The 18,900-nt window shown below is 65.0% G+C and carries 17 protein-coding genes and 2 pseudogenes; 9 read left to right on the forward strand and 10 right to left on the reverse strand.

The genetic code is table 11. From position 1 onward, the window contains the following. Positions 1 to 154: 154 nt before the first annotated feature. Positions 155 to 261 (forward strand): annotated as a pseudogene (locus V7Q81_RS03260) (hypothetical protein); the annotation flags it as partial. 54 nt (positions 262 to 315) lie between these two features. After that, positions 316 to 468, forward strand: a pseudogene (locus V7Q81_RS16070) (nitronate monooxygenase); the annotation flags it as partial. A 294-nt stretch (positions 469 to 762) separates the two neighbouring features. Here the strand turns inward: V7Q81_RS16070 and V7Q81_RS03270 are convergent. From V7Q81_RS03270 to V7Q81_RS03280, 3 genes are all read right to left on the reverse strand, one after another. Beyond that, positions 763 to 1,119, reverse strand: coding sequence for a PA2779 family protein (locus V7Q81_RS03270; RefSeq protein ID WP_333840316.1), 357 nt, complete (start codon positions 1,117 to 1,119; stop codon positions 763 to 765). A gap of 93 nt (positions 1,120 to 1,212) precedes the next feature. Then, positions 1,213 to 1,479: a YdcH family protein gene (locus tag V7Q81_RS03275; protein WP_333840318.1), complete on the reverse strand. Its 267-nt coding sequence runs from the start codon at positions 1,477 to 1,479 to the stop codon at positions 1,213 to 1,215. A 137-nt stretch (positions 1,480 to 1,616) separates the two neighbouring features. Beyond that, the gene (locus tag V7Q81_RS03280) at positions 1,617 to 1,922 is read right to left on the reverse strand and encodes a hypothetical protein (RefSeq protein WP_333840320.1); all 306 of its coding nucleotides are present in this window, start codon (positions 1,920 to 1,922) and stop codon (positions 1,617 to 1,619) included. A 337-nt stretch (positions 1,923 to 2,259) separates the two neighbouring features. Between V7Q81_RS03280 and V7Q81_RS03285 the strand changes: the two genes are divergently transcribed. The 4 genes from V7Q81_RS03285 (at position 2,260) to chrA (ending at position 8,775) form a co-directional block, all read left to right on the forward strand. Then, positions 2,260 to 2,424: an FmdB family zinc ribbon protein gene (locus V7Q81_RS03285; RefSeq protein WP_333840322.1), complete on the forward strand. Its 165-nt coding sequence runs from the start codon at positions 2,260 to 2,262 to the stop codon at positions 2,422 to 2,424. A 1,044-nt stretch (positions 2,425 to 3,468) separates the two neighbouring features. Then, positions 3,469 to 6,150, forward strand: a complete 2,682-nt coding sequence (gene pepN, locus V7Q81_RS03290) for an aminopeptidase N (protein WP_333840323.1) — start codon at positions 3,469 to 3,471, stop codon at positions 6,148 to 6,150. 274 nt (positions 6,151 to 6,424) lie between these two features. After that, positions 6,425 to 7,375 carry a chromate resistance protein ChrB domain-containing protein gene (locus V7Q81_RS03295; RefSeq protein ID WP_333840325.1) on the forward strand — a complete coding sequence of 317 codons (951 nt, stop codon included), beginning with the start codon at positions 6,425 to 6,427 and terminating at the stop codon, positions 7,373 to 7,375. After that, positions 7,372 to 8,775, forward strand: coding sequence for a chromate efflux transporter (gene chrA, locus V7Q81_RS03300; protein WP_333840327.1), 1,404 nt, complete (start codon positions 7,372 to 7,374; stop codon positions 8,773 to 8,775). The genes V7Q81_RS03295 and chrA overlap by 4 nt, the downstream gene beginning before the upstream one ends. A gap of 30 nt (positions 8,776 to 8,805) precedes the next feature. On the opposite strand, the gene ribA is transcribed toward chrA, so the two are convergent. The 6 genes from ribA to V7Q81_RS03330 all read right to left on the reverse strand — a co-directional run bounded on the left by ribA (position 8,806) and on the right by V7Q81_RS03330 (position 14,315). Continuing rightward, positions 8,806 to 9,438, reverse strand: coding sequence for a GTP cyclohydrolase II (gene ribA / locus V7Q81_RS03305; RefSeq protein ID WP_333840329.1), 633 nt, complete (start codon positions 9,436 to 9,438; stop codon positions 8,806 to 8,808). 137 nt (positions 9,439 to 9,575) lie between these two features. Further along, positions 9,576 to 9,998 (reverse strand): thioesterase family protein, encoded by a 423-nt coding sequence (locus V7Q81_RS03310; RefSeq protein WP_333840331.1) that lies wholly within the window; start codon positions 9,996 to 9,998, stop codon positions 9,576 to 9,578. Next, complete coding sequence (locus V7Q81_RS03315; RefSeq protein ID WP_333840333.1) at positions 9,934 to 10,686, reverse strand: ceramidase domain-containing protein; 753 nt, start codon at positions 10,684 to 10,686, stop codon at positions 9,934 to 9,936. Before V7Q81_RS03315 ends, V7Q81_RS03310 begins: the two co-directional genes overlap by 65 nt. Before the next feature lie 109 nt (positions 10,687 to 10,795). Continuing rightward, positions 10,796 to 11,287, reverse strand: a complete 492-nt coding sequence (locus tag V7Q81_RS03320; protein ID WP_333840335.1) for an Hsp20/alpha crystallin family protein — start codon at positions 11,285 to 11,287, stop codon at positions 10,796 to 10,798. 165 nt (positions 11,288 to 11,452) lie between these two features. Further along, positions 11,453 to 13,894, reverse strand: coding sequence for an endopeptidase La (gene lon, locus V7Q81_RS03325; protein WP_442954745.1), 2,442 nt, complete (start codon positions 13,892 to 13,894; stop codon positions 11,453 to 11,455). Between the two features lie 13 nt (positions 13,895 to 13,907). Continuing rightward, positions 13,908 to 14,315, reverse strand: coding sequence for an Hsp20/alpha crystallin family protein (locus V7Q81_RS03330; protein ID WP_333840337.1), 408 nt, complete (start codon positions 14,313 to 14,315; stop codon positions 13,908 to 13,910). Positions 14,316 to 14,473: 158 nt separating this feature from the next. On the opposite strand from V7Q81_RS03330, the gene V7Q81_RS03335 reads away from it, so the two are divergent. The 3 genes from V7Q81_RS03335 (at position 14,474) to V7Q81_RS03345 (ending at position 18,501) form a co-directional block, all read left to right on the forward strand. Beyond that, entirely contained in the window at positions 14,474 to 15,202 is a 729-nt protein-coding gene (locus tag V7Q81_RS03335) for a DUF72 domain-containing protein (RefSeq protein ID WP_333840339.1), read from the forward strand. A 107-nt stretch (positions 15,203 to 15,309) separates the two neighbouring features. Continuing rightward, complete coding sequence (locus V7Q81_RS03340) at positions 15,310 to 16,647, forward strand: HD-GYP domain-containing protein (protein ID WP_333840341.1); 1,338 nt, start codon at positions 15,310 to 15,312, stop codon at positions 16,645 to 16,647. An 81-nt stretch (positions 16,648 to 16,728) separates the two neighbouring features. Then, positions 16,729 to 18,501, forward strand: coding sequence for a putative bifunctional diguanylate cyclase/phosphodiesterase (locus V7Q81_RS03345; RefSeq protein ID WP_333840343.1), 1,773 nt, complete (start codon positions 16,729 to 16,731; stop codon positions 18,499 to 18,501). Positions 18,502 to 18,589: 88 nt separating this feature from the next. On the opposite strand, the gene V7Q81_RS03350 is transcribed toward V7Q81_RS03345, so the two are convergent. Beyond that, positions 18,590 to 18,793 (reverse strand): cold-shock protein, encoded by a 204-nt coding sequence (locus V7Q81_RS03350; RefSeq protein WP_333840345.1) that lies wholly within the window; start codon positions 18,791 to 18,793, stop codon positions 18,590 to 18,592. Positions 18,794 to 18,900 lie beyond the last annotated feature (107 nt).

The raw sequence follows: 18,900 nt of genomic DNA on the forward strand, positions 1-18,900 counted from the left end.
CCTCCGGCTGATCCCGGGCAGATCTCACGTACACGATGTGATAAGCCTCCTGGACACCAATCGATCCTCTCCAAACCACCCCCCATCGCCCATGCCGATCCACACAGCAGTGACACGAGCGCTGCGCCTCGATTGCCCCAGCATCCGGGCGCCCATGGTCGGGTGGCGACAGCCGTGGACCTGGTTGTCACCGTATGCGGAGGCCGGTGCCCTGGGTTTCATCGCCGGGGCCTACACCACGCCCGCCCAGATTCTGGAGACGGCGCGAGCCATGCGGGAGCGCACCGCCAGGCCTTTCGGCGTCAACCTGTTCGCGCCCCCGCCGGTGCCCACCGCGGAACCTTTGCCACCGATTTCGATGCCGCCATGGTGGGAACCCTGGCGCTGGTGCCCCAGGTGGTGGACGCGGTCCAGGTGCCGGTGGTCGCCTCCGGTGGCATCATGGACGGCCGGGGCATCGCGGCGGCAGCCGGCAGGTGCGCTCATTGCCCAGCTCAAGCAGGAATTCGAGCAGGCGCTCGAACGCGTGACGGCATCACGAGTGATGCCGCACTAGAAGGTCACGCGCCCGAGCCTCCGAGGGACACGGAAGGGGGCGCGCGCCCGGAAGGGGACCGCACCTCCTGCCGCCGCTCTTTCATGGCCATGGGCGAGCAGGAATCGATCCGGAGCCGAACTGACAACGCCCGCGCCAGGCGGCTGGGGCAAGGCGCGGGCACGGCAGTGGCACAGACCGGAGCGGAGAATGAACCCGGCGCCGGATCAAACGATGAGAGCGATCAGCAGAACCACCAGGATGATGATGAGAAGATCCCGGACGCTCAGATCGCCGCCCGCCGGCAGGCTGTTGATCCTTTCGGATACCATCCTCACTTCCTCGGCGGTCATGGCCTTTACGCGTTTTTGCGCGAGCTCGGGCTCGATCCCCAGGGCCTTGAGCCTCTCCCGGGCCTCGTCCCGCTTGAGGATGTCTTCGAGCTGTTCGCGCTGGGCTTCCACGCCGGCGGGCTCCAGAAGCCGTTCGGTCGGGACCATCTCCGCCGGTGCAGAGACGCTCTGAAGCGCGAACATCGATCCCACCAGGAAGCGGCTGCAGAAAGCGGGCATGCGCAATGCCATTTTGATCCTCCCTATAAGTATAAGGCAACGATAGAGCGAGGCCATGTTAACCCCAATCCGGCCCATGCTTCCAGGCCCTTGGTTCCTTGCCCTTCAGCGCGTTGCGCCAACGCCCTCGTTCTTGTGCTTGCGCAGGATCAGGTAAATCTCGTCCTTGAGCTTGAGGCGCCGCTTTTTCATCGCCTCGAATTCGAAGTCCTCGAACGGCTTGTCGTTCTCCTCGATGTCCACGATTTGCGCGTTCACTTTTTCGTACTCGTCGAACAGGTGCGCGAGATGGGGATCGCGCTCTCTGAGCTCGTGGATGAGGGGCACGAATTCTGGAAACTCGTGATCCAGGTCGTGGGGTAGAACTCGCATACGGACCTCCCAGGTTCCATCGTAGCTTCGCCACCGGTGCTGGGTACGGCGTCAGAGAGCATAACGCCGAGCGACCCGTCCGACCAACGGGCCATGCGTGCTAGCTCTGGCTGCGCGCGCGGTTCCCGCTTGGGGCCTTATCTCGAATTTTCCACGAGCTGGGCGATCAGCCACTGGAGTTCCCGGTCCACGATGGTGCGGGAGACCTCCACCTGTTGGGCATAGGCGATCACTTCTTCTGTACTGAGGATGATGGATTTGGAGCCCCGAGCACTTTCCACCGTGACACGGTGATGCTTCGCCCCCGCCAACCATCCCGCCTCATCCCACACGGGCTCGCCGCGCAGCGCCACCCCCGCCTGCCTCGCCAGCGCGATCAGTTTGCGGGAGATTTCCACGGCTCCCCGTCTGGCCAGCTCGCTTGCGTCGGGCTTGGTCTCCATGGCTACACGGGCAAGAATTCTTGGGGCTCGACGAATGAAACAAGGAGACGCGGACGGAAACCCCCAAATCCCGTTCTGCGATAGAACAAACCCCTCCTTTCAATTACTTAGACTGCCTATGGCGCAAAAATTCCCGCAGGCGAGCCTCCCCTCCCGTCAACCCGCAAACCTGCCGCCGAAAGCAGCCAGGACCCCGGCACCGGCCGCCTTCCAAGGCACCCGGCTATCCGCAGAGCAGTCTAAAAGCGTGGAAAAAGGCGGGACATCGCCCCGGGAGGCCCTTCAAAGGGTAGGTACTTCGGCTGCGGCCCGGGGAGTAACGAAACGGAGGAGAAGTATGCCGATCTACGAATACCAGTGTCGGGAATGCGGCGAGAAGTTCGAGCGCTCCGAACCCATGGCCGAGCACGGTCGCGAGAAGCCCCGCTGCCCCAAGTGCGGGGGGGACAAGGTGGAGCCGCTCCTCGCACCCTTTTTCGCCAAGACGTCCAGGAAGAGCTGAAAAGCCCGCTTCCTCGACTTGACCCGGCGGTGGGGCGGGTACAAGGAGGCGTGCCCGGGCAACGGTCGCACGCTTCCCGGTAGTGGGGGGCTGACGGCCATGCCGGCCGAGACAGCGCCAGGGGAGAGAAAGGTCCACACGCGTGCGCGGCAGCCTCGCGCAGGCGGAGGAGGCGCCGATGCGCGGGCAAGAAAAGCACTCAAGGCCTTGCCGTGGCTGCCCGAAGGAGCCGGCAGGCCGCGGCCTCGGGCTGGCGGCGGCTGCCGCATCGCGGGAGCCAGGGCAGGGGGGGTCAAGCCTGCCGCCCGTCGAGCCGAGCGGCGATTCTTCGCCTCGGAGGCACCCCTCCCATTCCCTTCAGTCCGGACACGCCAGGTCAAGGGCTACCGTGAGCCGCTTGGCTTGGGCCGGGCAGGAAATCAGGGCAGATCAAGGGATGGGCCCGGCCGGGTCCGTCCAAGGCCAGCCGACATCTTCCCTTGACGGCCCCAAGCCACTTTCCTAGTGTTAAAGCAGGCGGGAAAGCGCGCGGCGCTGCTTCCTGTCGCTCTAGGCAGTGCATACAGATCTCTCTCGACCGCCTGGAGTGTTGCGCTGCACATCGATGCACGACGTGCCGGTCGAGAGGTCGTGCAGCAGCTGCAGCGACGCGCACGGGATCTCCGTGCGAGGAGAAAAGCCGCATGAGTTCCCCGCTCTCGTGCGGGGAGATTGCTTGCACACACGGCCGCCGCTTGAGACGCGGCTGAGTTCGCGGGGCGATACCGACGGGTGGTGCGGTCTAACGTGCAAGCCGGAGCCGCAAGGACCTTCATAAGCGCGTGGGGGTCAAGGCTCGAGGCCCGGGGATAGACGCTTGCCCCGGGCCTTTCCTTTGGAAGGCCTTCCCCTCTTCGCCCGACCGGGTCGCGGTCTTCCCTGCCGACCCCAGCCTATGCCAAGATTCCTACCGCCCGAAACTCCCAGCGGGATGCTCGAGCCATCCCAATGCCGCCGGGCGGCAGTCTCCGTTACGTCTCCAGGAACGAGCCTCGACCACTACCCATGCGCGATCCGACCCCGAAGACCATCTACCTCAAGGACTATACCCCACCCCCCTTCCTGGTGGAGGCCATCGATCTGGACATCGATCTTCGCGACGACCATGCTCGGGTGCAGGCCCGGCTCTCCATCCGCCGCAATCCCCGGGTCGACGCCCCCGACGCCTTGGCGCTGGACGGGGACGAGCTCACGCTGGAGTGCGTGCGGCTGAACGGCCGTCCCCTGAGTGATGGAGAGTTCGTGCTCAAGGATTCCCAGCTCCTCATCCCCGGGGCGCCGCAGACCCTCACTCTGGAGACGGTGGTGCGCATCTATCCCCACCGCAATACCCAACTCATGGGGCTTTACGTCTCCAAGGATGGGTTCTTCACCCAGTGCGAGCCAGAAGGCTTCCGCCGCATCACCTTCTTCATCGACCGGCCGGATGTCATGGCCCGCTACACCACCACCATCCACGCCGACAAGACGCAATGTCCCTGGCTCCTTTCCAACGGCAACTTGATCGCCCACGGGGAGGAAGAAGGCGCTCGCCACTGGGCCACATGGGAAGATCCGTTCCCCAAGCCCTCGTACCTCTTTGCCATGGTGGCGGCGAGATTAGACAAGCTGGAGGAGACTTTCGTCACCCGCTCGGGCAAGCGGACAAAGCTGCAGATTTATGTGGAGCCCGGTAAGCTGGACCAGGCAGATTTCGCCATGCAAGCGCTCAAAAAAGCGATGAAATGGGACGAGGACGCCTTCGGCCTGGAGCTAGACCTGAACCAGTACATGATCGTCGCGGTGGGCGATTTCAACATGGGGGCGATGGAGAACAAGGGCCTGAACATCTTCAACACCAAATACGTGCTGGCGCGACCGGACATCGCCACCGATCAGGACTTCCAGCACATCGATCAGGTGGTGGCCCACGAGTACTTCCACAATTGGACCGGAAACCGGGTGACCTGCCGCGACTGGTTCCAGCTCTCCCTGAAAGAGGGCCTGACCGTGTTCCGGGAGCAGGAATTCACCGCGGACCTGTACTCCCGCCCGGTGCAGCGAATCCGCGATGTGCGCCACCTGCGCGCCGTCCAGTTCCCTGAGGACGCGGGTCCCATGGCTCATCCGGTTCGTCCCCAGTCCTACATGGAGATCAGCAACTTCTACACCGCTACCGTGTACGAGAAGGGCGCGGAAGTGGTGCGCATGCTCCAGACCCTGCTCGGCAAGGAGGGCTTTCGCAAGGGCATGGACCTCTACTTCCAGCGCCACGACGGCCAGGCGGTCACCTGCGAGGATTTCGTGCGTGCCATGGCTGATGCCAATGGGATCGACCTTACCCAGTTCATGCGCTGGTACGACCAGGCGGGCACGCCCGTATTGGACGTCTTGGACCATTACGACCCGGCAAGCCGGCGCTACACGCTTACGGTGAAGCAGTTCTGTCCGCCCACCCCGGGTCAGCCGGAGAAGCTGCCGTTCCACATTCCCCTGGCGGTGGGGCTGCTGGATCGCAACGGCAACGACATTCGGCTCCGGCTCGAGGGCGAGCCCGTTGAGCTTAGTGCCCAGGCCAGCACGACCCGAGTGCTCTCCCTCACCCGGCCCGAGCACCGTTTCGTTTTCGTGGACGTGCCACACAAGCCGGTACCCTCCCTCGCCCGGGGCTTTTCCGCGCCGCTCGACGTGCGCTACCCCTACGGCGAGGAGAGCCTCACCCATCTTATGGCCTACGATACGGATCCCTTCAATCGCTGGGATGCGGGCCAGCGCCTCGCCACCGATTTGATCCTTCAGGGCATCGAAGCGCTCAAAGCCGGACGCGAGCCGGCGGTACCGGAGAGCTTCATCCGAGCCATGGCCCGCCAGCTCCAGGGGGACGACGGACACGGGCCCCGGGATCCGGCCTTCGCTGCGGAAGCCCTGTCGCTTCCCGAAGAGAGCTTCATTGCCGAGCGAATGGCAGTAGTGGACCCGGACGCGATCCATGGCATGCGCATCCGCCTCGCCCGTACCCTGGCCGTGCGCCTGCACGGTGAGTTCATGCACACCTACCGCGCCCAGACGGTGCCGGGCCCCTACCGCCCGGACCCGGCTTGCGCTGGCAGGCGGGCGCTGCGCAACCTGTGCCTCGCCTATCTGGCGGAGACCGAGGACCCCGAGGCGCTGCGCCTCGCCTTCGTCCAGTTCGAAACCGCCGACAACATGACCGACGCCCTGGCAGCGCTTTCCATCCTTGCCCACTTCGACTGTCCCGAGCGGGAACAAGCGCTGGAAGCCTTTTACGCCCGGTGGAAAGACGAGCCGCTGGTGGTAGACAAGTGGCTGCGGGTACAGGCCGTCTCCCGTCTTCCGGGCACGCTCGAGAACGTCAAGCGCCTCACCGAGCACCCAGCCTTCTCCCTGCGGAATCCGAACAAGGTCTACGCGCTGATCGGAGCGTTCTGCCTGGGTAACCATGTGCGCTTCCACGGCGCCGACGGTGGCGGCTACCGGTTCCTCGCCGAGCAGGTGATCGTCCTGGACAAACTCAATCCTCAGGTAGCGGCGCGCCTCGCCCGGGCCTTCGACCGCTGGCAGAAATTCGACGAGGGGCGCAAGGCCCATGCCCGGGCGGCCCTGGAACGCATCCGGGAGACGACGGGCCTGTCCAGGGACGTGGCCGAGATCGTCACTAAGGCGCTCGGCCCCTCGTCGCACGCCTAATCCCGAACATCGCTTCTTCCAGCCGGCGCGTCCGGGACAATTCTGCGGCTCGGTCGGGCAGCGCCGTTTAAGGGGTCTTCCCCTTGACCCGCACGCCCCTCTCCACGTGGCTTGGGCATCGAGACCCAGGTCGCTTGCCTTTTTCTGCGTGCGCGAGCGAGGCACGTGTGCGCATGCCTGGCGTCCACATGCTGCTCAGCAATCCGCCGGGTCCGCAGCGCGTGACCATTCCCCGAGAATTGTAATAGTTATAACTTGACGTTATTATCATTACATGCCGGACGAAAGCCGCTGGCTCCTCCTGGTGCTCAGCCTTCCCACGCGCAACTCCACCGCCCGCGTACGCGTCTGGCGCGCCCTCAAGGCCCTGGGTTGCGGCGTGCTGCGGGACGGCGTCTATCTGCTTCCAGACCGGGATCCCGCCCGGCGGGCCTTCTTCGACCTGCAGCAGGAAGTCACTGGGGCCGGCGGGAGCGCTCATGTGTTGGGCGTCTTCTCGGAGAACGAAGCCCAGAAACGCGGCCTCATCGGGCTGTTCGATCGCAGCTCCGACTATGCGTACCTGCTGCACCAGATCCAGGAGATGGGACGCGACTTGGCCGAGCACGAGCCGGCTGCCTTGATCCGGGCCGTGCAGCGGCTGCGCAAGGCCTTCGACGCCGTAAGCGCCATCGACTATTTCCCGGGCCCTGCCCGCGCCCAGGCGGAAGCGGCGCTTGCCGAACTAGAGGCGAGGGCGCGGGTGCTGGAGACTCCCGACGAGCCCCATCCCGTGGAACGGCCCATCGCCCGACTGGACCGGCGTCGGTTCCGGGGCCGCGTCTGGGCGACCCGCAAGCGGCCGTGGGTGGACCGGCTGGCGAGCGCCTGGCTGATCCGCCGCTTCATCGATCCCGGGGCGCGCTTCCTGTGGCTGGAAAAGCCTGCCGACTGCCCTGAGGATGCGGTGGGCTTCGACTTCGACGGTGCTTCCTTTACCCATACGGGAAACCGCGTCACTTTCGAAGTGCTGGTGGCCAGCTTCGGGCTGGAATCCGATCCCGCGCTCGCGAGGATGGGCAACCTGGTGCATTTCCTGGACGTGGGCGGCATCCCCGTCGCCGAAGCGGCCGGCATCCAACGGCTGCTGGAGGGATTGCGGCGGCGGGCAAGGGACGACGACGCGCTCGTGCGGCAAGCATGCCTCCTCTTCGATGGCCTGTACGAGGCCTATCGGAACCCATGAGGGAAGAAGAAACGGCTGCCCGCCCGACAAAAGAGCCCTACGGCCATTCCATCGCCTTCGCCGAGGCACTGAGGGTTTGGGCCCGGGTTGCCGCCTTGAGCTTCGGCGGGCCGGCGGGCCAGATCGCGGTCATGCACCGCATCCTGGTGGAGGAGAAGAAGTGGATAAGCGAAGGCCGTTTTCTGCACGCCCTTAACTATTGCATGCTGCTGCCCGGCCCAGAGGCGCAGCAGCTCGCCACCTACATCGGTTGGCTGCTCCACGGGACCGCCGGAGGCCTGGTCGCCGGCACCCTCTTCGTGCTGCCAGGCTTTCTCAGCATTTTGGTCTTGAGCATCCTCTACGCCGGGTTCCAGCAGTTCACGGTGGTCCAGGCGATGTTCTTTGGCATCAAGGCAGCGGTGCTGGCGATCGTGGTAGAGGCGGTGCTACGCATCGGCAAGCGGGCGCTCAAAACGCCGCCCATGGTTCTGCTCGCCGCAGCGGCGTTCGTCGCGATCTTCTTCTTCGACGTGCCCTTCCCGGCCATCATTCTGGCCGCCGCCGCGATCGGCTTTCTCGGCGCTCGCCTGGATCCGCAGCGTTTCGTGGTCATTCGGGGCCACGCGCCGTCCGGTGCAGATGAGCCGGTCGTCGACGCCGTCCTGGCCGAGGGTCGTCCCGGCCACACCCGCCCATCGCTCGCTCGGGCGCTGAAGGTGGCAGGCATCTGGCTCACTTTGTGGTTCACGCCCCTCGTCGTCCTGGGTGCCACGCTGGGGTTGGACCATGTCTTCACCCAGATCGGGATCTTCTTCAGCAAGCTCGCGGTGGTCACCTTCGGCGGCGCCTATGCCGTGCTCGCCTATATGGCCCAGGAGGCAGTGGAGCGCTACGGATGGCTGGCGCCTGGCGAGATGCTGGACGGCCTCGGCATGGCCGAGACCACCCCAGGGCCCCTGATCCAGGTGGTGCAGTTCGTGGCCTTCATGGGCGCCTTCCGCGATCCCGGCGCCCTGGACCCCTACAGCGCTGGCATTTTCGCCTCGGTGCTCGCCACCTGGGTCACCTTCGTGCCCTGCTTCCTCTGGATCTTCTTAGGAGCGCCCTACGTGGAGTCCCTGCGGGGAAGCGGCGCCCTGAGCGCCGCCCTCTCCAGTATCACCGCAGCGGTCGTAGGGGTGGTACTGAACCTGGCCGTGTGGTTTGCCCTGCACGTGAGTTTCGGGCAGATCGAAGAGGTGCGCACCTACGGAATGAAGCTGTTACTGCCGGCGCTCCACACGGTCAACGTCCCGAGCGTGCTCCTTTCCCTCGCGGCCTTCATCGCCCTGATACGGTTCAAAGTGGGGATGATCCCGGTGATCGGGGCTGCCGCCATTCTGGGAGCCGCCTATGATCTGCTGGCCTGGGGACCCTGATCCGGGTGGCTTTTACCATCCGCCCTCGGATCAGAGCGGGATCCAGTGGCCGAGCCGGCGGGCCTTGGCCCGCAGGTAACGGTGGTTGTGGGGATTGGTCCCGGCCACCAGGGGCCGGCGGGAGGCTACCTGGATGCCGAGCGCTTCCAGCGCCGCCACTTTGCGCGGATTGTTGGTCATGAGGTGGACCGCCTCCACGCCCAGGTGCTCGAGGATGGGTTTCACCGCATCGTAGCGGCGCTCGTCCTCGCCGAAGCCCAAGTGCTGGTTCGCCTCCACCGTGTCCATGCCTTCGTCCTGGAGGCGGTAGGCGCGTATCTTGTTGAGCAGCCCGATGCCGCGTCCCTCCTGGCGCAGGTATACCAGCACGCCTCGGCCTTTCGCGGCGATGCACTTCATCGCCGCCTCGAGCTGGGCGCCACAGTCGCAGCGGCGACTGAAAAAGGCGTCCCCGGTCAGGCACTCCGAGTGCACCCGGGCAAGCACCGGCTCTGCCCCTGCCACTTCCCCCAGAGTGAGGGCCACGTGCTCCCGGCCGCCGGCCCGGTCGAGAAAACCGTGCAGGCGAAAAAGGGCCCACGGAGTGGGCAAGTCGCTCGAGTCCACGTATTGGACTGAAAGCTCCCGTTCTGCGACGGGCACCAGAGGAATCACTTTAGTCATGGCGGTCTTTCGCTCTACCGGGTCTGGCGCTTCGCCCCGCAAAGATAAGGGCATTGCTCCCACAATGCCAGAAAATTCTTTTCATCGGGCCATTCAATCCCCCTGATGAAGGCTCTACCGGCGACCCGGGCCGGGGCTCAAGGAGTGGGGGCATTCCATCCCCGGATCTTTTGCTGGACCCGCTGGTCGAACCGTTCCACATTGACCACCACCCGCTCGTGGGTGCCCTCCCCGATCAGCTCCCGTTCATCCTCGGCGCGTACCTGAAAGGTCAACCGGCGCCCCTCTACCCGCACGAGCACCGCCTCGGCCCGGACTCGCATGCCCACCGGGGTGGCGGCCACGTGGGATATTTCCAGGCGGGTGCCGAGGCTCTGATGGCCGGCCGGCAAGTGGGCCTCCACCGCTGCGAGGGCCGCGGCCTCCATGAGGTTCACCATCACCGGGGTAGCCAGGACGGGGATCTTGCCGCTTCCCACATGGGGGGCGGTGTGCTCAGGCTCCACCACCAGTTCCCGCATTCCTACCATGCCCGGCGCGAGCGCCAAAGTCGGTCCCATGATGAACTCCCCCTTGTCGTGGCTGCGCCGCGGGGGCGCAAGCTGCCTCCCGTACCAGCGCCGTCACCAAGCGATAAAGCACCACTGCGTTTAGAAGATGCCAGAGAAAATGGGTGCCGACCGGCCATGCCTCGCACACCGAGACATCCCCGGTACGCAGGGCCAGGGACAGAGTGAAAAGGGCCCAGATCCAGGCGAACTCCCGCCAGAGGGGTGAGCCCCGCAGGCCCAGCCAAGCCACCAGGAGACCCAGAGTCACCCAGGCAGGCCCATAGAAGAGAGAGCCGTTCAGGACATCCGGTGGGATAAGGCTCCGCAGAACGAAGTTGGAGACCTGAAACAGAGCAAGCCAGAAAAGAGTCCAGGAAAGCGGCAGGGCTCCGATCCGATGGAGGAAGCTTGGAAGAAACACGCTGATGAAGAGCAGGATCGGGATCTCGTCGGCGAGCGCCGCCCAGCGGGTGGCCAGCAGATGCCACAGGGTGCTCCCAATCCCAATGGCGAAGATGAGGACGATCAGTAACGCCAGATCCCACCCGTTACTCAGGCGCAGGTCCGGGCTCTCCCGGAAGCGCCGCGCCGCCGCGACCGCCGCCAGGAAAAAGGCCACGTTGCTTAAGGTGTTCGCCGGCTCCTGCCACCAGCCCGGACCCGTTCGTTCGCAATAGGCGTCGAGCAACTCGTTCATGAAAGGTGAAGCGGCAAGGGGAAGTGCCAAGTTTGCCTGAACGCCGTCGCTGTAGCCAAGGGCGCACAAAAAAGCCCGGCTACGCCGGGCTTACTGGAGCGGACGGGAATCAGCTCACTTTGATGGTGCGCTTGCGAGACTTCTCCACCTTGGGCAGCGTGACCTCCAGGATGCCGTCAGTCAGAGTGGCCTTGGCCTTGGACTCGTCCACCGCAGCCGGAAGCTGCACGGTGCGGGAGAAAGCACCGTAGGCCATTTCGGCCCGGTAGTAATCGCCTTTTTCTTCCTTCTCTTCCCGCTTCACTTCGCCCTTCAAGGTGAGGAGATCCCCATCGATGGTGATTTCCACATCCTCCTTCTTCACGCCGGGCAGCTCGGCCCTGACCACCACCTCCTCGTCCCGGTCGATCACGTCCACCCGGGGCACTCGCCCCTCAAAGGGGAGCTCCGCCGGAAGAGTCCGCTCCCACCGGAACGGACGGAGCCAACCTCGCCCAAGGAACTCCTCAAAGAGCCGGTCGATGTCCTCGAACGGGCTCAGCGCCCGGGCCACGCTACGCCCCCGGGTTACGGGTACGTTTTTCCTGGTGTTCTCAGCCATAAAAAACCTCCTTTCGAAATCCGATTCGATCAACCAATGCTCGACGGTGTCTGTCATGCAATATGGTGGCGTTCGCCGCCTCATCAAGCAGGCCCTCCAGATCATCCCCTTCGACCGAGAGCTGGAGGGGGCGTTTTGACCCAGGTCAACGCCCTTGGGTGCAGGTCAACCGGCCGGCGCCTCCCGACGCTCGCCGGAGACCAGGCCACCACCGATCGCTGCCTCTAGGGCATCGTCCACCGTCTCGAGCCACACGAAGGTGAGACGCTTGCGGGCGTCCTCGGGGATCTCCTCCAGGTCGCGCTTGTTGCGCGCCGGCAGCAGCACCGTGGTGATACCCGCCCGCAGCGCCGCCAGCACCTTTTCCTTGATGCCGCCCACCGGCAACACCAGCCCGCGCAGGGAAATCTCCCCGGTCATGGCCACGTCGTTCCTCACCGGCTTGTCGCACAGGAGAGAAACCAGAGCGGTGAAGATGGCCACTCCCGCCGAAGGCCCGTCCTTGGGGGTCGCCCCCGCCGGCACGTGGATGTGGATGTCCTGTTTCTCCAAGCTCTCGGGCGCGATGCACGGCACCCGCGCCTTGGCGAGCGATAGGGCCGTCTGGGCGCTTTCCTTCATCACATCACCGAGCTGGCCGGTGAGAATCAGCTTGCCGGAGCCTGCCACCTTGGACGCTTCGATGAACAGGATATCGCCCCCCACCGGAGTCCAGGCAAGGCCCGTGGCCACTCCGGGCACCGAGACCCGCATGGCCACTTCGTTCTCGAACTTACGCGGGCCGAGGATGGCGGGCAGATCACCCACGTCGATGCGAGCGCGCTCGATGGTTCCCTCGGCAATGCGCATGGCCACGTTGCGGAATACGGCGCCGATCTCCCGCTCCAGGTTGCGCACTCCCGCCTCCCGAGTATAGTCGGTGATGATGGCGCGGATCGCCGCCTCAGTAATTTCGCACTGCTCGGGCTTGAGCCCGTTTGCTTCGAGCTGCCGCTTGACCAGGTAGCGGAGCGCGATCTGCAGCTTTTCTTCCTCCGTGTAGCCGGGGATTTGGATGATTTCCATCCGGTCCCGCAAGGGCCCGGGGATGGTGTCCAGCACGTTGGCCGTGCAGATGAACAGCACCCGGGACAGATCGAAAGGCACTCCCAGGTAGTTGTCCCGGAAGCTGGCGTTTTGCTCCGGATCGAGCACCTCTAGCAGCGCGGAGGCCGGATCGCCGTGGAAGCCGCCCGCCCCGAGTTTGTCCACTTCGTCCAGCATGAGCACGGGATTGCGCGTGCCCGCCTTGCGGATCGCCTGGATGATGTTGCCCGGCAGCGCGCCGATATAGGTGCGTCGGTGGCCCCGGATTTCCGCCTCGTCGTGCACACCACCCAGGGAGATGCGCGCGAACTTGCGGTTGGTAGCCCGGGCGATGGACTGCCCCAGGGAGGTCTTGCCCACTCCTGGGGGACCCACGAAGCACAGGATCGGGCTCTTGCCCGAGGGATTGAGTTTGCGCACCGCCAGATATTCCAGAATCCGCCGCTTCACCTTCTCCAGGCCGTAGTGGTCCTCTTCCAGGATGCGGCGCGCTTCGGCAATGTCGATACGATCCTCCGTCTCCTTGGACCAGGGCAGCTCGATCAGCCAGTCCAGGTAGGTGCGGATCATGGGGTACTCGCCGGAGCCTTCGTTCATGCGCTCCAGCCGCTTGAGTTCCTTCTTCGCGTGGGTGGCCACCTCCTCGGGCATTTTGGCCTCTTCGATGGCCTTGGCCAGCTCTTCGAGCTCCGCGGCATGCTCGTCGCCCTCGCCCAGCTCCTTCTGGATCGCGCGCAGCTGTTCCCGCAGCAGCACCTCCCGGTGGCGCTCGTCCATGGCTTGTTTGGTCTGCTGGCTGATTTCCCTGGAGAGCTTCAGCACTTCGATACGGTGCGCCATGAGCTGGATCATCCGGTCAAGGCGCGCCTTCAGGTCGAAGGTTTCCAGCAGTTCCTGCTTTTCCTCGGGCTTCAAATCCATGAAACCCGCCAGCAAGTCCGCCAAAGCTCCAGCCGAAGTGATGTTCTCCAGGGTATTGGCCAGCTCCGCCGGTACCTGGGGCAGTAGCTCCAGGATCTCCTTGGCCCGCTCCTTGAGCTGGAGCGCTCGGGCCTCGATTTCCGCGGTCTGGGGCTCGACCTCCTGGATGCGCTGGACGCGGGCCACCATGAAGGGCCATCCTTCCAAGAACTGGAGCACGCGGAAGCGGCTCTCGCCCTGGGCCACGATGTGATGGGTGCCGTCCGGGGTGGTGACGTAGCGCAACACGTTCGCCACCGTTCCCACCCAGTACAGATCTTCGGGACCCGGCGCATCGTTGGCCGGATCCCGCTGCAATAGCAGCCCGATGGGCCGTTCGGAGCGAGCTGCCTCCTGGGCCGCTGCCACGGATCTTTCCCGGCGCATGGAAATTGGCAGGATCACCCCCGGGAACAGCACTACATTGCGCACCGGGATGAGAATCAGCGCGTCCTCAGGCAGCGGCTTTACCGGCTGGGCCAGTGTCCCTGCCGGCTTTTCTTGCAACTCGCCCGCCGGGGCTCCGTTGACGAAAAGGCTTTGACGTTCGTTTGAACTCATGATGACTCCGTCGTCACGGCAGTTTGCGCAGTAAAAGCCTGAGGCATCCGTCGCGAAGCTCTTGCCGCTCTAACTGTAGGCGCCCCGCGGCGAGCTCGATGCGGCGCTCGAAGCGACCATAGGGAATCTCCAGACGGTGGATCACCGCGCGCCGGGAACTCGTTGGCAATGGCCGATGGCCGATCACGATTAGCAGCGGCCCGTCGATCATGATCTGCACCGCCTCGGAGGGCACGCCGGGAAGCGCCACCAGGATGGTGACCAGGGTTCCATCCTCCACGATGTCCACCGGCGGCTCCCAGGTGGGGCGTTCGGCAAGGCCACGTCCCAACTGAAAGAACCGGCGTTGTAGTCGGTCCGCTCGCTCCAGCAGCTCGCAGGCCTCCGCCCACATCCATTCTGACGTGTCGCGTATTGTCATCGGTGCCGTTTCCCGGAGAAGATGGCGGCAGAGCATTCCGCTCCACCCCCCGATCTTCTAACAACATGGGCACCGGGGATCGGGTTTTCAATAGCGGCAGACTGGACCTCCTCCCACAACCGCTCTACCCCGAAAAAACAGGCGCTTACACAGCTCCCATGGCGACGCTGCCAGACATCCGCGTCGGCTGTTGCGGTTTCCCCATGGCCCGGGCGGCCTACTTCCGCCGCTTCCGGTTGGTGGAAGTGCAGCAGACCTTCTACCAGCCGCCCCGACTCGAGACCCTGGCGCGGTGGCGGGCAGAAGCCGGCGCCGGGTTCGAGTTCACCCTCAAGGCCTGGCAGCTCATCACCCACGAACCCGCGAGCCCCACTTACCGTCGCCTGACATGGCCCATTCCCGAGGCGCTCAAGGAACGCTACGGCAGCTTTCGGCCCACCCAGGAAGTCATGGAGGCCTGGCGGATAACAGCGACCTGCGCTCGGGCGTTGCAGGCCCGGATCGTGGTCTTCCAATGCCCCGCCTCCTTCGGCCCCACCGAGGAGCACATCGCCCATCTCATCCATTTCTTCCAGGCAGCGCGGGCCGGCCACGAGGATCTCGTCTTCGCCTGGGAACCCCGGGGACCGTGGCCCGAGGCCACCGTCGCTGGGTTGTGCCGCAAACTCGAGCTTGTCCACGTGGTGGATCCGTTCCAGGCCCAGCCTGCGGTGCCGGGCCTGCGTTATTACCGGCTCCACGGCATCGGCGGCAGCCGCTACCGCTACGGGGATCGGGACCTGGAACGCTTAGCGCAATGGTGTGAGGGCCGCACCTACTGCTTGTTCAACAACGTGGCCATGGCCGACGACGCGGCCCGCTTCGCGCGATTGCTGGGAAATCGCTAGGCGGACCATGCTCCGGTCGCAGGCCCCGGGCTCCTGGTCTACAATGGGGCAGGTTTCTGATTTTTAAAACAGGCGCTAGCCACCGTTCCATACTCCGGACCGAAGGCATGAAACACAAGGTGGCAGTCGGGGAGCTGCAATACGGCATGTACGTGTGCGAGCTTGATCGGCCTTGGCTCGAGACGCCTTTCCTGTTCCAGGGTTTTGTGCTGGAAACGGAAGAGCAGCTCCAGACCCTCAAGCGCTACTGCCAATACGTCTACGTGGACCTCATGCGCTCAGGGGAATCGGGGGCGGTCGCGCGCCCGCCCCAGGGCATTGGTTTCGAGCGGGCGGCGGTGGCCGAGCCCTCTCCCCGGGCCAGGAGAGCCCTTCGCCTCTCCAGCACGCCGGCCAACGGGCCCGGATCCAGCCCCCAGGCCGAACTTGCCATTTCCCATGCTTCCCTGGCCGGGCTCCGCCACCCCGGGCTGGGAACGGTCACCTATTCGGATGCGATAAGCGTCGAGGAGGAGGTCGCCCCCGCCCGGGAATCCACGGCGAAGCTGGAGCGTTTGGTGGACGAGATCCACGTCCACCTCCTGGCGGAACCCACCTTTGACCTCAAACGGATACATTCCGCCATCCGGGAGATGGTGGACAGCATCGCCCGGAACCCCGACGCCCTACTGCTCCTGAACCGGCTGAAAATCAAAGACAGCCGGTCTTTCCAGCAGTCCATTTACACGGCCGCCCTCCTCATGGCCTTCGGCCGGCAGCTCGGCCTGCCCAAGGAAGACCTAGTGGTGCTGGGGGAAGGAGGGCTGCTCTTCGATGTGGGCAAGGTGAAGCTTCCCCGCCAGGTGTTGGATCCCCAGCGCTCCCTCACCCCCGAAGAGCTCAAGATGTTCAAGAGCCACGTGGTCATCGGTGAACAGCTCCTCGGCGGCCTGCGGGAGTTTCCCGAAGCGGCCCTCGCCATCGTGTCCCAGCACCACGAACGGGAAAACGGTAGCGGCTATCCCCGCGGCCTGGTGGGCAACAAAATCACCCTCTTCGGCAAAATGGCCGCTATCGTAGACTGCTACCAGAGCCTGTGCCAGGGCTATATGGGGGGCTCGCCCATGGCCTCCCACAGTGCCCTGCAGATGCTGCACGGGCTGGCGGGCAGCGCCTTCCATCCCGGTCTCGTGGAACGGTTCATCCGCTGTGTCGGCATCTACCCGGTGGGCACCCTGGTGGAGCTGCAAACGGGGGAAGTGGCCATTGTGTTTGCCCAGCACCGGGGCAGGAGCATGGCGCCACGGGTCATGGTGGTGCTCGACGAGGCCAAAAAGCCCTATCCCAAGCCCTTCATCCTGGACCTGGCCGAAGGCTCCACCGACGCCTCCGGCGAAACCTACCGTATCGTGAAGGGGCTGGAAGACGGGGCGTATGGCATCGACGCGCGGGAATACTATCTCTGATCCTATGGACCGTTCTGACCTGCCCACTTTGCCTGCGACCGGCGCCCCTCTCCCCCTGCCGCGAGGCGATGCGAGGGCCGGTTGACCGCCATCCCGCCGGCTGACGACCCCCAAGACAGGGGGTGGATCCGCAGGTTCCACGCCTGCCTCGGGGCCGAATTCCTTCCCACCCTGGAGACACTGATCGACGGGGTCACGGCGCCCCCAGACCTACCCTTTGATTCCGAGGAGCGCGCCCGCTTTCGAGCCTTCGCCCTGACCTACTTTCAACATCTGGACCACAGCGAGCCGGGCGACGAAAGGGCTGCCGTCCTGGAGAGGACCTGGCAACAGTATGGCAGCGCCGGTTTGAGCGTCGACTGGGTCTACCGGGCCTTCGACGCCTACCTCGCCGCCGCCACCCGAGCCGCTCTCACCCGGCTGCCGGGAAGCGACGAAGAGCGTGCCCGGGCCACCCTGGCCCTGCAGCGCACGGTACTGGCAAGGCTCGCGGCGGTGGCACGGGCGGTCCAGGGTCCCGCCGCCGTGGCCCGGGCGGTCGGAGACGAGGCGCTGGCGGACCGGGTGGACTACCCCGCCCTTCTCGACCGGCTGCGTTTTGAGGTGGACGGCAAGGAGACGGCAGCGACCCTGGTAGCGGTGCTGGTGGCGGAGATCGACACCCTGCGGGAGGTAGACAGCGTCATGGGCTATGCCGCTGGCGACCGGTTGGCGGAGGCGCTCCTAGAGCGGCTGCGCCGGGCGCTACGCACCCGGGACGTGGTGGGTCGCATTGGCCGCAGCGACATGGGGTTCATTCTCCCCGGCGTGCCCCACGAAGGCACAGCCACCTTGGCAGCCAACAAGATCCTGCGCGTCCTGGCCGAGCCATTCCAGATGGAAACCCGGCAGGTGGCGGTGGACGCCCGGGTCGGCATCACCCTGTGCACCCGGGGCTCTGCCACAGCGGAGGAGGCCCTGCGCCAGGCCTGCCTCGCGGCACGGGAAGCGCGGCGCAATCACGTGGGCTATACCGCCCACGCCGAGCTGGACGTGCTCGCGGGAGACTCTCCCCTCATTTTGCGCACCGATTTGCGGGAAGCGATCGAGGAAAACGACATTTTCCTATGCTTCCAGCCCCAAGTGGACCTGCGCACCGGCCGCGTCGCGGGAGCGGAGGCGCTGCTTCGCTGGGTCCATAGCAAGCGTGGGCCGGTGCCGCCCAACGTGTTCGTGCGCATCGCCGAGCACGGAGGACTCATTGCCTCCCTCACCACCTGGGTGGTGAACGCCGCTGCCCGGCACTGCGCCAGCCTAGTGGGCGCGGGGCTCGATGTGCGCATGGCGGTCAACGTGTCCGCCTACGACCTGCTGGATGCCGATTTCGCCGATTTCACCGCCCACGCCCTGGAACTGTGGGGCGTGCCGCCCGACCGGCTGGTGGTGGAGGTGACGGAGACCGCGGTCATGGAGGACCAGCAGCGGGCCTTCGAGATGCTGGTGCGGCTCAAGCAGCTGGGGGTGCGTGTCTCCATGGACGACTTCGGCACGGGCTACTCGTCCATGGCGCGACTGCGACATCTGCCCATCGACGAGCTGAAAATCGACCTTTCCTTCGTGAAGGCACTCCTGGACGGGGACAAGGACAAGAAGATCGTCAAGTCCATGATCGACCTGGGGCATGGGCTCGACATGGAAGTGGTGGCGGAGGGCGTGGAGACCTTGGAGACGCTGCGCTGTTTAGCTGGGCTGGGGATCGACCTCGCCCAGGGCTACCTAATCTCCAGGCCTCTGCCGTTCGCCGACTTCTTGCGCTTCGTGCGCGCTTTCGACCCACAGCGGCTCGCCGTGTCCCGATCGAAACCATCCCGCTGACCGAGCCCCTGGCGGGGCAGCGCCTGGCGCGAGAAAGCAAAAACCCCGGGGATCCCCGGGGTTTCGGTTACGGCGGCTCTCCCGTGCTTCAGACGGGCTGGATATTAGACGCCTGCATCCCTTTCGGGCCACGGGTCACCTCGAAGCTCACCCGCTGGCCTTCCTTGAGGGTCTTGAAGCCTTGCCCCTGGATGGCGGAGAAATGGGCGAAAAGATCTTCGCCGCCGCCGTCGGGCGTGATGAAGCCGAAGCCTTTAGCGTCGTTAAACCACTTGACGATACCGGTTGCCATTTACAGTCCTTTTTCAACAAATACGAACAAAAGCGGGCGATTCCCGCACCCTCGATGCCTGAATCGCAAGACTGCAAACCACCCAACGGGTATCGCACAACTTGGAA

It is taken from the genome of Pelomicrobium sp. (assembly GCF_036803785.1).
GTDB lineage: Bacteria > Pseudomonadota > Gammaproteobacteria > Burkholderiales > UBA6910 > Pelomicrobium.

Coding starts and splice junctions, on each gene's coding strand:
- lon (WP_442954745.1), bottom strand. CDS start 13,894: ATGAGTTCAAACGAACGTCAAAGCCTTTTCGTCAACGGAGCCCCGGCG.
- V7Q81_RS03335 (WP_333840339.1), top strand. CDS start 14,474: ATGGCGACGCTGCCAGACATCCGCGTCGGCTGTTGCGGTTTCCCCATG.
- ribA (WP_333840329.1), bottom strand. CDS start 9,438: ATGACTAAAGTGATTCCTCTGGTGCCCGTCGCAGAACGGGAGCTTTCA.
- V7Q81_RS03270 (WP_333840316.1), bottom strand. CDS start 1,119: ATGGCATTGCGCATGCCCGCTTTCTGCAGCCGCTTCCTGGTGGGATCG.
- V7Q81_RS03330 (WP_333840337.1), bottom strand. CDS start 14,315: ATGACAATACGCGACACGTCAGAATGGATGTGGGCGGAGGCCTGCGAG.
- V7Q81_RS03295 (WP_333840325.1), top strand. CDS start 6,425: ATGCCGGACGAAAGCCGCTGGCTCCTCCTGGTGCTCAGCCTTCCCACG.
- V7Q81_RS03285 (WP_333840322.1), top strand. CDS start 2,260: ATGCCGATCTACGAATACCAGTGTCGGGAATGCGGCGAGAAGTTCGAG.
- V7Q81_RS03280 (WP_333840320.1), bottom strand. CDS start 1,922: ATGGAGACCAAGCCCGACGCAAGCGAGCTGGCCAGACGGGGAGCCGTG.
- V7Q81_RS03275 (WP_333840318.1), bottom strand. CDS start 1,479: ATGCGAGTTCTACCCCACGACCTGGATCACGAGTTTCCAGAATTCGTG.
- V7Q81_RS03320 (WP_333840335.1), bottom strand. CDS start 11,287: ATGGCTGAGAACACCAGGAAAAACGTACCCGTAACCCGGGGGCGTAGC.
- V7Q81_RS03340 (WP_333840341.1), top strand. CDS start 15,310: ATGAAACACAAGGTGGCAGTCGGGGAGCTGCAATACGGCATGTACGTG.
- chrA (WP_333840327.1), top strand. CDS start 7,372: ATGAGGGAAGAAGAAACGGCTGCCCGCCCGACAAAAGAGCCCTACGGC.
- V7Q81_RS03315 (WP_333840333.1), bottom strand. CDS start 10,686: ATGAACGAGTTGCTCGACGCCTATTGCGAACGAACGGGTCCGGGCTGG.
- pepN (WP_333840323.1), top strand. CDS start 3,469: ATGCGCGATCCGACCCCGAAGACCATCTACCTCAAGGACTATACCCCA.
- V7Q81_RS03350 (WP_333840345.1), bottom strand. CDS start 18,793: ATGGCAACCGGTATCGTCAAGTGGTTTAACGACGCTAAAGGCTTCGGC.
- V7Q81_RS03310 (WP_333840331.1), bottom strand. CDS start 9,998: ATGGGACCGACTTTGGCGCTCGCGCCGGGCATGGTAGGAATGCGGGAA.